General features: G+C 66.0%; 13 protein-coding genes. 11 read left to right on the top strand and 2 right to left on the bottom strand.

Annotation, left to right across the window (positions count from 1 at the left end; genetic code table 11):
- Window positions 1-342: 342 nt before the first annotated feature.
- The 3 genes from NDAS_RS02960 to NDAS_RS28465 all read left to right on the top strand — a co-directional run bounded on the left by NDAS_RS02960 (window position 343) and on the right by NDAS_RS28465 (window position 4,391).
- On the top strand, window positions 343-597 hold the full coding sequence (locus NDAS_RS02960) for a DUF6457 domain-containing protein (protein WP_013151639.1): 255 nt from the start codon (window positions 343-345) through the stop codon (window positions 595-597).
- 470 nt (window positions 598-1,067) lie between these two features.
- Window positions 1,068-2,486: an alanine/glycine:cation symporter family protein gene (locus NDAS_RS02965; RefSeq protein WP_013151640.1), complete on the top strand. Its 1,419-nt coding sequence runs from the start codon at window positions 1,068-1,070 to the stop codon at window positions 2,484-2,486.
- Between the two features lie 573 nt (window positions 2,487-3,059).
- The gene (locus NDAS_RS28465) at window positions 3,060-4,391 is read left to right on the top strand and encodes an ApeA N-terminal domain 1-containing protein (protein WP_013151641.1); all 1,332 of its coding nucleotides are present in this window, start codon (window positions 3,060-3,062) and stop codon (window positions 4,389-4,391) included.
- Between the two features lie 929 nt (window positions 4,392-5,320).
- Here NDAS_RS28465 and NDAS_RS02970 read toward each other — a convergent pair.
- A complete protein-coding gene (locus NDAS_RS02970) occupies window positions 5,321-5,707 on the bottom strand; it encodes an NUDIX hydrolase (RefSeq protein ID WP_376739911.1) in 387 nt (128 codons plus the stop codon).
- 31 nt (window positions 5,708-5,738) lie between these two features.
- The gene (locus tag NDAS_RS02975; protein ID WP_013151644.1) at window positions 5,739-6,503 is read right to left on the bottom strand and encodes a GntR family transcriptional regulator; all 765 of its coding nucleotides are present in this window, start codon (window positions 6,501-6,503) and stop codon (window positions 5,739-5,741) included.
- Between the two features lie 142 nt (window positions 6,504-6,645).
- Between NDAS_RS02975 and NDAS_RS02980 the strand changes: the two genes are divergently transcribed.
- The 8 genes from NDAS_RS02980 to NDAS_RS03010 all read left to right on the top strand — a co-directional run bounded on the left by NDAS_RS02980 (window position 6,646) and on the right by NDAS_RS03010 (window position 12,410).
- Entirely contained in the window at window positions 6,646-6,978 is a 333-nt protein-coding gene (locus NDAS_RS02980; RefSeq protein ID WP_013151645.1) for an SCO3933 family regulatory protein, read from the top strand.
- 117 nt (window positions 6,979-7,095) lie between these two features.
- Window positions 7,096-8,436 carry an FtsK/SpoIIIE domain-containing protein gene (locus tag NDAS_RS02985; protein WP_013151647.1) on the top strand — a complete coding sequence of 447 codons (1,341 nt, stop codon included), beginning with the start codon at window positions 7,096-7,098 and terminating at the stop codon, window positions 8,434-8,436.
- A 116-nt stretch (window positions 8,437-8,552) separates the two neighbouring features.
- Complete coding sequence (locus tag NDAS_RS02990) at window positions 8,553-9,251, top strand: DUF2637 domain-containing protein (RefSeq protein WP_013151649.1); 699 nt, start codon at window positions 8,553-8,555, stop codon at window positions 9,249-9,251.
- Window positions 9,252-9,358: 107 nt separating this feature from the next.
- On the top strand, window positions 9,359-9,490 hold the full coding sequence (locus NDAS_RS02995) for a hypothetical protein (protein WP_013151650.1): 132 nt from the start codon (window positions 9,359-9,361) through the stop codon (window positions 9,488-9,490).
- 659 nt (window positions 9,491-10,149) lie between these two features.
- Entirely contained in the window at window positions 10,150-10,560 is a 411-nt protein-coding gene (locus tag NDAS_RS03000; RefSeq protein WP_013151654.1) for a DUF3307 domain-containing protein, read from the top strand.
- Window positions 10,557-10,724, top strand: a complete 168-nt coding sequence (locus NDAS_RS28820) for a hypothetical protein (RefSeq protein ID WP_013151655.1) — start codon at window positions 10,557-10,559, stop codon at window positions 10,722-10,724. The genes NDAS_RS03000 and NDAS_RS28820 overlap by 4 nt, the downstream gene beginning before the upstream one ends.
- A gap of 103 nt (window positions 10,725-10,827) precedes the next feature.
- Complete coding sequence (locus NDAS_RS03005) at window positions 10,828-12,237, top strand: replication initiator (protein ID WP_013151656.1); 1,410 nt, start codon at window positions 10,828-10,830, stop codon at window positions 12,235-12,237.
- Window positions 12,234-12,410, top strand: coding sequence for a helix-turn-helix transcriptional regulator (locus tag NDAS_RS03010; RefSeq protein ID WP_013151657.1), 177 nt, complete (start codon window positions 12,234-12,236; stop codon window positions 12,408-12,410). Before NDAS_RS03005 ends, NDAS_RS03010 begins: the two co-directional genes overlap by 4 nt.
- The last annotated feature ends 6 nt before the right edge of the window (window positions 12,411-12,416 follow it).

The raw sequence follows: 12,416 nt of genomic DNA on the forward strand, positions 1-12,416 counted from the left end.
CGCCGTTCGGGGAGCGGCCGAGGGCACGGAGGGTACACGTGTGGCCGGGGACGGGTGAGCGGCCGGGGACATGCGCGTGGCCGGAGACGTACGGTCGGTCGGGGACATGCGGGTGGCTCCCAACGCCGGGGGGACGGCTGCCTACGCCGGGGACGGCTGTCTCCGACGCTAGGCTCGTGGGATGAACCTCGGTTTGGGTGCGGGGGAACCGCGCCCGAAGACCAGGCGTGGGCAGTCCGAGCGGTCGGTGACCGTGCCCGTGCGCCCGTGTGTCCACCGGGTGACCCCCCGGTGGATATGATTGCTGAATGTAGCCAATATATTGCTCTAAGGAGTCATGCGGTGACCCTCGTGGAATGGGCCGAAGCAGTCCGAAGCGAACTGGGCCTGACCGGCACCGAACCGCTCCGCAAGGAGGACGTCGACCGGGTGCTCGACCTCGCCCGGGACGCCGCCCACTCCGTGGCCCGGCCCGCCGCGCCCCTCACCACCTACCTCCTGGGCGTGGCGGTGGGTCAGGGCGCGGACCCCGACGAGGCCGCGGCGGCCCTCAGCAGGCTCGCCCTGGCCCAGGCCGACGAGGAGGACCGCGCCTAGGACCCCCGCGGTCCACACCGGTCGGGGCCGCTCCGTCTGTGCCGGTCGGGTCCGTTCGGGACATGGTGACCCGGAGCCCGTCGTGGTCGTACCAGGCCCACAGCGGCTGCACCGGCCCGCCGTCCGTACGACCGGACCGCGTGCCGTGCCGTGCCGTGTTCCGCGTGGGCCGCACCGGCTCCATCTGGTGTGCCGCCGTCCGGGCGGAGCCCCGGGACCGAGCCCCCGACGAGCGCGGAAGCCTCCGGAGGACACCGCCCCACCCGCGCGGTACGCGGAAATGGAACCGGAAGTTCCCGAAGAAACAGGCATGTGGAACACATGTGATGTGTTCGTTACGCGTCGATGCGATTCTTTGCCGATATCGCGGGCCTCCACCAGTGCCGAAGCGATCGCGAGGGCGTCGGATCCCCCGTACTTCGGTACCGGCGGCCTTCGTCCCCACACACTCACCGATAGGGAGATCCCCTGTGGACCAACTGCTCGAAATGGCGAGCCTCGCCAGCAGCATCATCTGGGGGCCCTTCGTCCTCATTCCGCTGCTGTTCGGTGTCGGCCTGTTCCTCACCGTCCGTCTCCGGTTGCTCCAGCTCTTCCGCCTGCCGCACGCGCTGTGGCTCGCCATCGTCCGGCGCAAGGAGGACGACTCCGTCGAGGGCGACATCTCCCACTACCAGGCGCTGAGCACGGCCCTGGCCGCCACCGTCGGCGTCGGCAACATCGCCGGCGCCGCGCTCGCCATCGGCGTCGGCGGCCCCGGCGCGCTGTTCTGGATGTGGGTCGTCGGCTTCCTCGGTATGGCCACCAAGTACAGCGAGGCCCTCCTTGGCGTGAAGTTCCGCCGCACCGACGCCAAGGGCGAACAGAGCGGCGGCCCGATGTACTACCTCAAGTACGGGATCCCCGGCGGCCTGGGAACCACCCTGGGCGTGGCCTTCGCGGTCTTCGGCGCCATCGCCGCCTTCGGCATCGGCAACGGCACCCAGGCCAACGCCGTCTCGCAGCAGATCACCAGCATCACGCCGCTGGAGCCGTGGATGGTGGGCCTGGCGCTCGTGGTCCTGGCGGGCGCCGTCATCCTCGGCGGCATCAAGAGCATCGGCCGCGTCGCCTCCGGCCTCGTGCCGATCATGATCGTCGGCTACGTGGGCATCTGCCTGGTCATCCTGGCCGTCAACTGGGCCGCGATCCTCCCCGCGCTCCAGCTCGTGGTGACCGACGCCTTCACCGGCACCGCGGCCACGGGCGGCTTCGCCGGCGCGGGCATCATGCTCGCCATCCAGCAGGGCTTCGCCCGCGGCATCTTCTCCAACGAGTCGGGCCTGGGCACAGGCGGTATCGCCGCCGCCTCGGCCAAGACCAACCAGCCGGTCCGCCAGGCCATGGTCTCGATGACCCAGACCTTCATCGACACCATCATCGTGGTCACCATGACCTGCCTGGTCATCATCACCACCGGCGTCTGGACCGACGGCCAGGCGGACGGCTCGCTGATGACCAGCAACGCGGTCTCCGAGGGCCTGGGGGCGATCAGCCCCGCGCTCGCCCCGGCCGGCGCCGTCATCGTGGCCGTCGCGGTGGCCGTGTTCGCCCTCACCACCCTGCTCGGATGGGCCTACTACGGCGAGCGCTGCATGGTGTTCCTGGGCGGCCGCCGCCTGGTCCTGCCCTACCGCCTGGTGTTCATCGCCGTCATCTACGTGGGCTCGGTCGCCAGCCTGGACTCGGTCTGGCTGTTCAGCGACATCGCCAACGGCCTGATGGCCCTGCCCAACCTCATCGGCCTCCTGCTGCTGTCCCCGGTCATCGTGGCTGAGACGCGCAAGTTCTTCGCCCACCCCGACTGGAGGGACCCGGACAAGGTCATGGAGGACGTGACCAAGGTCTGACCCGGTAGGGGCCGCGCCTCCAGCAGAGGGCGGAACGAGGAGGGGGGACCGGCGCGGAGCCGGTCCCCCCTCGGCGTTCCCTCATCCGGACGCCGCTGCTACCACCAGGCGTGGAAGTGAACCAGGGGAGTGGCCTACCTGGGGTCTTCGGTTCGTTGAACCGGTGAGCTGGGCTTTTGCCTGCTCGCTGGTTCTCGCTGTTTCTCGGCTCTGCCCGTCCCTGTGTGCGCCCGATGTGCGCCCCCGGAGCCCTCGCTTGGAGTGTGTCGGCAGAAGGTGGGGTACCACCGCCTCCGGTCTGCTGACCTCGACCGGCCCTCAGAAACCGCGTCACCTGCGATGACAGGTCTCGCGGTTTCTCGCTGTTCCCCGACCTCTGAGCAAACATGGGCAACGCGAGTGATCGCAGGAGCTTGCCACAAGAACTACACAAGCTGATTGTGAAATCCAAGCTGCCCGGCCTTGGGAATGTAGCATTGTCCCATCATCCTACCAATGCTCTATGCTGTAAAAGTTTGACGCCAACCTCGGACTACGCCTTACAATAGACAATAAGCCAAGGAGGGGAATTAAATGGGAGAATTTCCTATTGAAGAATCAATTGGATTTTTTTGGGTTCCTAAAAATCAGCACAGCAGAAGAAAGAAATTTGATCAAAGAGGTTACGTTCATGGAACGGAGGAAGGACAGTGGGCGCTTAGAACTCTAGAAGAAGACCCCATGCGAAGCTTTTTGGGAAGTCAAGAAATTTCGCACCCTAGCTTCATATCAGGAATAACCGAAAATGGAGGAGTCCTGCTCCTGGACAATACGCATCGAGGGAGGAAATCCAATTTCGGAGGAAGTAAAGCTTCCGTTGATAGTTACCGGGGCAATACTATAGTTACCGGGGTGGATCCTGAAGTAGTCACTGGCCCAAAAATAAGATCCGTATCTGCCCTTTTTGGGGGTCTCTCTAGATGGTCCGGAATAAATGCGATTAACACAAAAGACGTGACCCATCCAGATGGGCGTCTTCGAGAGGTGGAGATCAGACTAGTCTCCACAGAGGAAGAGAGCGTGAAACTTCTTCCATCACTCGAACTAAACGTAGGCTCCTACTGGGAGTATAAACTTGATGGTCATATTGGAAGTATCAATGCGCCAGTTAAATTTACGATCCAGTCCAAGCAGCCCAAAGATTCTAAAGTTCTCACGCGGCCTCTCTATGCCATACAGAACCTAATAAACCTAGCCTTTCAAGGGCACGTGGTGGCGGAAAGGGGATTCTGTGAAATTCCTGGGTACTCCCCTGCTAGCAAGCCAAAGTTCTGGACACGCCGACTCATGCAGATTCCGAGGGGGGCGAACCCTCCAAAATCCATGAACGAGGTTCCTCTGTTTCATCTGGCAGATATCGGTGGAGTGCCAGCACTGCGCAGATGGGTGAATCTCAGCAATAGTCATCCGAGGCCAGTGCAAGCAATCACGCAGCACTATCGAATAGGTAAGACAGATCCGGAGACGAGAATCCTAGAAGTAGCATCAGCTATAGAACGATGGGTTGCGGCACATGCGCGATCAACAAAATGGGCGAAAAAGAAGAACTACCAACAAGGAAAAAAGCGCATCTGCCTAAAGCCACTCGCTCTGGCTGAGCGTGTTGGGGGGGAGTTTCCTGAATGGGTTGGAGACCCAGAAAAATGGGCCAATCAATTTTGGCAAGAATATAATAGCATAAAGCATGACTCCAGCCATTCAAACGATCCCGCCATTGTAAGCGTGCTTGCGGAAGTAGGCTCCACGCTCCTTGTGTGTGCACTTCTCGACAGGGTATCAGGAAACAAAAAACCGAGCGCGAGTGTCCTCAATTCACATCGAATGATCAACCTTAAGGAGCACGTAAAAGCAGTGCTTGAAATTTAAAGACCTTCGCTTACTCTATTCTTTTCAAAAATATAAATTTCCCTGAGTTAATTAATTGCCTGGGTTCTAAGATATAGTTGCTGTGATGGCCTGGGTGTCTGGATTCTGATGCCTGCCTGGCCTGTGTGCCCTGTCGGTCCACCACACCCTTTGGTGTCCCTGGACTTTTGCTGCCCTTGGTTCGACCCCCTGGGACGAACGCCGTGCCCGATCTCCTTGGGCACGGCGGGGCGCGCGAGGACGCGCCGCGCGGGACGCAGGCGAGCGCGGACGCGGCGCGCCTACCGCCGGACACCCGTCAGGGTGTCCAGTAACCGCGCTTGCGCACTCTTGGTTGCTCGGTACATCAAAACGCTCGCACTGATTCGCTGTGGAGAACGCTCCCCGGTGAACTGTGTCCGCGATATCTGCACCCACTTGCCTTTGCCGCGTCTCCGTCGTCCGTAGGACGTCCCTGCTGCCAGCCTCCACACTTCGCTTGCGCACATGTAGTTCGGTCTGGCTCATTCGCTTCGCGCTTCGTCCCGCCCGGGTTGTATCAGCAAAGGAACCAAACCCCACCCCCACACCCCTCCCCACCCCATCCCCGTCCCCTCCCGCGGCTTCCCCTCGGTCCAAAGGTGGTGGGCAGACTTTGGGCGGTGTCCTGTCCGGGGTGGGCTGGACCGCCGCCAGGGGGCCATTAGGCTGGCCCGCCAATGGGGAGGGGGCTCGCCCCCTCACCCCGTTGTCCCCCCTCCGGCCCCCTGGTGGTGGTCCAGGAGGGACCCGCCCCGGAGAGGTGCCTAAAGTCTGAACGCCACCGCCCCCACCCGGGGACTCCCGCACCGCAGGTGCGGGCTTGAAGACGTAAGGAAACTTCTCATCACCTGTCTCCGGGCATGAAGAAACCCGGAAGACTCCAAGGTCCTCCGGGTCGCTTCCCTGGTTCACACCAGGTTCGTGCCGTCGTGGCAGCGGATGAACGGGCCGTCGTCTCGTAGCGCGTCCAGAACACGAACTAACCTGGCCTCGGGCATCCGTTGACGGGCCTCATCGACGCTGATCCAGCGGGCCACCTTCGCCTCATTCGATGGTTGGGGTTCTCCGGATTCGACCGTGCAAGCGATGGCCATGCTCACCACGCCGAGTGGCATGTTCTTGTAGATCCCGACCAGGCGTCCCGGCCTGACCTTCACCCCGGTCTCCTCGAAAACCTCGCGCGCAACCCCGTCCCTCGGGTCCTCGTGAAGCTCCAGAACGCCGCCGGGTGGAACCCATCGGCCGTCATCGTCGCGCTCGATCGCGAGGACCTGGCCGTCATCGTTGAACACCACACCCGTGACGCTCACTGAGTGTCGTGGGGCCTCAGTCATCCTGGCTCTCTTCCCACTCGTAGACGAGTGACCAGGCGTAGGCATCCAAGACGTTCACCGTCGCCTCAACGTTCGCGCCCTGCGCGTCGATGCCCGTCCGGGTCACCACGATGACCGGAAGCCCTCCGTCGACTCCGAGGAACTCCGCCTCTTCCTGAAGAGGCCGGCGGATGGTGATCTCCTCGGTGAACCTGACCGGCCTGTGTCCTCGCTCCCCGAGACGCCGGTACATCTCCGTGGGACCGACATCAGGGAAGGCGATGTCGATGCTTCCAGCGACGGTCATGGGGATGTGGGAGGTCGCCAGCTGGACCGGGCGGCCCGAAGCGCTCATGTGGCGCTGACGAACCAGGACCTCGGTGCCCGCAGGTACCCCGAGGTGATCCGCGATCTCGGGTGACGCTGGCTCCACCTCGCACTTCACCAGACGCGCGCTCGGTTCGAGCCCGAGCTTTTCCATCTCCTGGGCGAAGGTGCTGCCTGTGCTCTTGCCCCGGTCGAACGGGATGCGCCGGACACGCTGCGCCCTCTTCCGAGAGCTGACGAACGTGCCCTTGCCCTGGCGGCCGTAGATGTCACCGGAGGTCTTGAGTGCCTGGACCGCGTTCTTGATGACCGTGGACGAGACCTCGTACTCCTTGGCGATCTCGGCGAAGGAGGGCAGCTTGTCTCCCGGCTTCAGGTCCCCACGCTGGATCTTCGCGCGGATGTCGTCCACGATGCGCCGGTAGAAGACCTCGTCTTCTGCGAACTTCATGTATCCCTCCTTGACCTGCGAGCTTAGTGCACTTAGGTCTCTAAGCGACGTGCGGCTTGCCTCGATCTCCTTGCCCCCCGCTCCAACTTGGTGTACAAAGTACTCACAACTTAGAACACCAAGTGCACCAAGGAGATTCCTGATGCGAAGCATCCCCGTCGACACGTCTCAGATGGTCTTCATCGCGGCCGGTTCCCCGCGCCCCAAGGTCAAGGACCGCCAGACCGGCGAGATCAAGTACAACGCCGACGGCTCCCCGATGTGGCAGCTCAAGGTGCTCGCCCAGGTGGAGGACAACGACGCCGAGACGCTGCTGGTCAGCTTCCCGGCCACCAACGCCATCACCGCCCGTCTGGGCACCCCGCTGACCGTGCAGGGCCTGACCGCGATCCCCTGGGAGACCAACGGCCGCCACGGCGTGGCGTTCTCGGCCTCCTCGATCGCGCCCCTGGACCTGCGCAGGGCCGCTGAGTAATGCCCGCCTGCTCGGTGTGTGCGGGCACCGGGGAGGTCCGGCACATGCCCGGTTACCACCTCACCCTGTGCCCGACCTGCCACGGCAAGGGCGAAACCCCCTGAGAGGAGAAGGTTGATGTTCCCCGAGATTTTGTGGGCGGTGCCTCCGGCCGCCGCCGCGGTGCCGCTCTCGGCCGCCGCCTGGCACCACTGGTCGCCCACCACTTGGTCCTATGGCCCCGGCCTGGTCGGCTCTGCGCTGCGGGTCCACCTGACCTGGGAGCACGTCGCCCAGGGATGCGGCCTGTCGCACACCCGCCGCAAGACCAAGGTCAAGGGCGGTATCCAGCGGGTGAGCGTGGAGAAGAAGCCGCGCCTGTACCGGTTCCGCCCCACCCCGTTCGGGTTCCGCGTCCGCGCCCGGCTGCACGACGGGCAGACCCCCGACGACTACGCCCAGGCCCTGACCCGGCTCGCGCACGCCTGGCGGGTGGACTCGGTCCGGCTGCGCACCTCCGGCCCCGGCTGGGTGGAGCTGGCCGCCTCCCGACGTGACCCGCTGGGCACGGTGACCAACGCCGGACCGCTCGCCGCGAACTGGGAGCTGCTCAAGGTCCGCATGGGCACCTTGGAGACCGGTGACCCGTGGATCATCGACTTCCGCGCGGTCCCACACTGGCTGATCATGGGCGCCACCCAGTCGGGCAAGTCCACCGACATCAACGCCCTGGTTTACCAGCTCGCACCGCAGCCGGTGGCTCTGGCCGGGCTGGACCTCAAGGGTGGGGTGGAGCTGACCCCTTACGCCCGGCGTATGTCCAAGCTGGCCACGACCCGCACCGAGTGCGCGGAGCTGCTCGATGACCTGATGACCATGCTCACCGACCGCATGACGCTGTGCCGTGAGGCGGGGGTGCGCAACATCTGGCAGCTCCCCGAAGAGGCCCGGCCTACGCCGGTGGTGACCGTGGTCGATGAGGTCGCGGAACTCTACCTGATGACGGACAAGTCCGAGAAGGACGAGATCGCGCGCACCTCGACTCTGCTGCTGCGCAACGCCCAGCTCGGCCGCGCGTTCGGCCTGTACCTGGTCGTGGCCGGACAGCGGGTCGGCTCCGATCTCGGCCCGGGTGTGACGGCACTGCGCGCTCAGATCACCGGCCGCATCTGCCACCGGGTCAACGACGGCGAGACCGCCAAGATGGCGCTCGGTGACCTGGCTCCAGACTCGCTGTCGGCCGCGCTGAAGATCCCCGCCGAGATGCCCGGGGTCGCCGTGACCGTGGGAGCGGACGGGCGCTGGTACCGGGGACGGTCGGACCTGACCACGGAACAGATGGCCGAAGAGGCCTCCGCCGAGTTCGCCCACATGGCCCCGGCCTGGGACCTGCTCGTCGCGGGTGAGGTCCGCACGACCGAAGACCTCGTCCCGGTGGACGCCGTGGACTGGGACCGGTTGGAAGAGGAGCTGTCCTGATGGGCCTCTCCTACTGGTGCTCGCGGTGCTGCAACCCCGCGTACACCAAGACCACCAGCACGAACGAGTGGGTGTGTGAGGACCACTACCGCGAGATCGAGAGGGGGTGGTGAACGGTGAAGCGACTGGCGTCACTGTCGGCGGACTGGGCTCCGATCCTGGTCCTGGCCGGAATCGCAGCCGCGGGCTCCTTCACCCACATCCGCGACCTGGCCGAGAAGTCCGGACAGCACGGGTGGATGGCCTGGGCCGTGGCGGTCTCCATCGACCTGACCTGCGTCATGGCCGCCCGGGAACGCCAGCGTGACGCTGCCCGGGGCGTCAAGGACGGGGTGACCTGGCCGACCGTGGTCCTGGTCGGCGCAGTGGTGCTGACCTTGGCCGCGAACCTGGCCACGGCCCAACCCACGGTGTGGGGCTGGATCATGGCCGCCGTTCCGGCCGCCGCGTTCCTGGTCGCGGTCTCGATGCTGGAACGCCGCGCCGCCCACTCGGCCCCGGAGCCGCCGGAGCCTGCGCCTGCTGAACCGGCTTCCTCCGAGCGTGAGGAGTTCCGGGTCACCGAGGTGCACTGGCAGCACACCGAACCCGCCCCGGCTCCCGCGCCCGAACCCCCGCCGGCCCCGGTGGCTCCCGTCCCGCAACCGGCCCCGGCCGCCGTGGAACAGGGTCACCCGCTGGCCTCCTACGCCGCCCAACTGGCGCAGGACTACCGCGTCACCCACGGCCGTGAGATCACCGTGACCGCGCTGCGCTCCCGCCTGGGGGTCTCCGAAACGGTGGCCGCGACCCTGCGCGAACAGATCACCACCTGAGAGGCGGCGAAGCGATGCAATGCCACACCTGCGCGGGAACCGGCGTCAGCCGCACCGGGGACTGCGCGAACTGCAACGGAACCGGCACGACCTGAAAGGCCAACGCCATGAAGACCAAGACCGTGATGTGCCTGGAGTGCTCCGGCACCGGCCGTGTGCTGGTTCAGAAGCTCGGGTTCCTGGTGCGCAAGTACAGCACCTGCCCCACCTGCAAGGGAACCAGGAGGGTGGCGCTGTGATCGACAGCCACCTGTGCTCATCCTGCTACGGCCACGGCATCACCAGTGAGGGCCACACCTGCACCGGGTGCTCCGGCCTGGGCCACACCCCGACCTGATCCGGTGGGCGGCCTGCTTCCACACACCCGCCGACCCGCCACCGCTTCACCTGACCAACCAACCCAACACGCGAGACCGAACGAAAGAGAGAGCACCGTGAACTGCTGGGAGAAGCCGACCAAGGGCGACAACGACAAGCTGACCGTGGGGAGGCCGACCCGATGAGGCGCACCGAGACCTGCCGCCACTGCGGACACCCGGTCAGCTACAGCGGCCCCCTCGGCACCGTTCCGGAGCGCTGCTACAGCTGCCCCAAGTCGGCCTAGAACCCGCCCGGCCATCCGGTTGATGGCCATGCCGCCCTACGGGGCGGTGTGGGGACCAACCGGGTCCGTCTGAAACGAACAGGAGGCTCTTCATGGGACGGCTGGAAATCTGTAGCAACTGCGGTGACCTGGTCTATCGCGACGGCACGTCCGACTACCACCCGAACCAGTGCCCCAGTGCCTGAGACCAAGTCCGGGGTGCGGCGCTGCTTCCACACACCCGCCGCACCCCGGTTCACCTACCCAACGAACCCAACACGCGAATGCAAGGAACGAAAGGGGCTCGATCAGCCTATGACATCTCACGCCTTCCCCGCTGTGTTCGCCGCGATGACGGCCGCGCACCACGTGGGTGACTACCTGCTTCAGAACGACCACCAGGCCCAGCACAAGATGGAGTCCTGGACCGCGAACCAGGCGCACGTGGCCAGCTACCACCTGGCTCAGCTCGCCGCCATCGGCCTCACCTCCCGCGCCTTGGGGCTGCGGCTCTCCCCGGCCCGGCTCGCCACCGGGGTCGCGGTGTCCTGGGTGACGCACTCGGTGATCGACCGCCGCTGGCCGGTGCGCTGGTGGATGACCCGTACGGGCTCCAAGGGCTTCTACGAGGCCGGGGGTGCTCCGCACGTGGACCAGGCCATGCACCACGCCGCCCTGTTCGCCTCCGCGCTCATCGCCACCAGCGCCCCCCAGGACGCCCGGTGAGGTGCCCGAGCTGCCAGAGCAGCAACGTCAAGGACCACACCCGCAACGGCGAACACCTGGGCTCCTCGTGTGGGGACTGCTCCAACACCTGGGTGTCGGCGCAGTCCACCACAGCCTTCCTGGACGAGCGCCGCACCCTCAAGAGCTGGCGGGGCCGCTCATGACCCGCGCACGCCTGTAACTCCTTCTCCTGGCTCCGGCGACGGCCCTGCTTCCACAACACCAGCCGCGCCGGGGCCTCACCTATCCACGAAAGGCCTCTTCGTCATGCCCGAACCCGAACACGTCGGCGGACTCCTAGGCCCCGCCCTGGCCCGCATCACCGCCCTGGACGAGAACCACCTCGATCGGTGGATCGCCCGCGCCCGTGCCCTGCGCGGCTGCGCCTGCCCGGTGCGCCTGACCGGCGAGACGACCCGTGTGGACGCCTCCACCGGGGAACTGCTCTCGCGCTACTCCACCGCCACCGAACCCGGCAACGAACTGCTCATGCGGTGCAAGAACCGTCGGGCCTCGCGCTGCCCCTCCTGCTCGGAGGAGTACCGGGCCGACACCTACCACCTGGTCAAGGCCGGAATCGTCGGCGGAGACAAGGGCGTGCCCACCTCGGTCGGCGTGCACCCCCGGGCCTTCCTCACCCTGACCGCTCCCTCCTTCGGCGCGGTCCACCGTGGCCCCGGCAAGGACGGCCGCACCCGGGTGTGCCACCCTCGCCGGACCGGCGCGGCCTGCTTCACCCACCACCGCGCCGACGACCCCCGCATCGGTCAGCCACTCGACCCGGCCGCCTACGACTACATCGGTCACGTGCTCTGGCACGCCCACACCGGGGAGCTGTGGCGGCGCTTCACCCTGTACCTGCGCAACCACCTGGCCTCGGCCGCCGGTCTCTCGCGCACGGACTTCTCCAAGCGGGTGCGCATCTCCTACGCCAAGGTCGCAGAGTTCCAGTCCCGGGGCGCGGTGCACTTTCACGCCGTGATCCGGCTGGACGGCTACACCAAGGACCCCACCGGCTGGCCGCCGCCTCCGGTGTGGGCCAGCATGGACATGCTCACCGCGGCCGTGGACTCGGCCGCCCGCACGGTCTCGCTCACCTCCCCTGAGATTAACGGCCGTACCTGGACTCTGGGGTGGGGTGAGCAGGTGGACGTGCGCCCCATCGAGGACTTCGGCCCCGACCGGGCGTTGACGGACACGGCCGTGGCCGGGTACATCGCCAAGTACGCCACCAAGGCCGCTGAGGACACCGGCACCCTGGACCGGCGTATCCACGACATCGACCACGTGGACATGACGCAGGTGCGCCCGCACGCGGGCAAGCTCATCTACACCTGCTGGCGTTTGGGCAACACGCGCCTGTACCCCCAGCTCGAAGACCTCAAGCTGCGCCAGTGGGCGCACATGCTCGGGTTCCGCGGTCACTTCTCCACCAAGTCGCGCCGCTACTCCACCACCCTGGGTGCGCTGCGTCAGGTGCGGGCCGACTACGCCGCCGGACGTCCCTGGGACACCGAGACCTTTACCCCGCTCGTGGTCCAGGGCGAAGAGGGTTCGACGCTGAGCCTGGGCAACTGGCACTACCTCGGGCAGGGCCTCACCCCGGGAGAGTGGGCGCTGGCGTCCTTGGTCGCCGGGATGGGCCGCACCACCGAAGACGGGGAGGTGGACAGGTGAAGACCCTCGAACGGCTGTGGACCCTGGACGAAACCGCGGCTTACCTCGGCGTCCCAGCCAAGACCCTCTACCAGTGGCGGTACCTGCGCACCGGCCCCCCGTCCCACCGGGTGGGCCGTCATGTTCGCTACGACCCGACCGAGGTGCGTACCTGGGTCCTGGACCAGGACTGAGGTGCA

Source organism: Nocardiopsis dassonvillei subsp. dassonvillei DSM 43111 (assembly GCF_000092985.1).
Classification (GTDB): Bacteria; Actinomycetota; Actinomycetes; order Streptosporangiales; family Streptosporangiaceae; genus Nocardiopsis; species Nocardiopsis dassonvillei.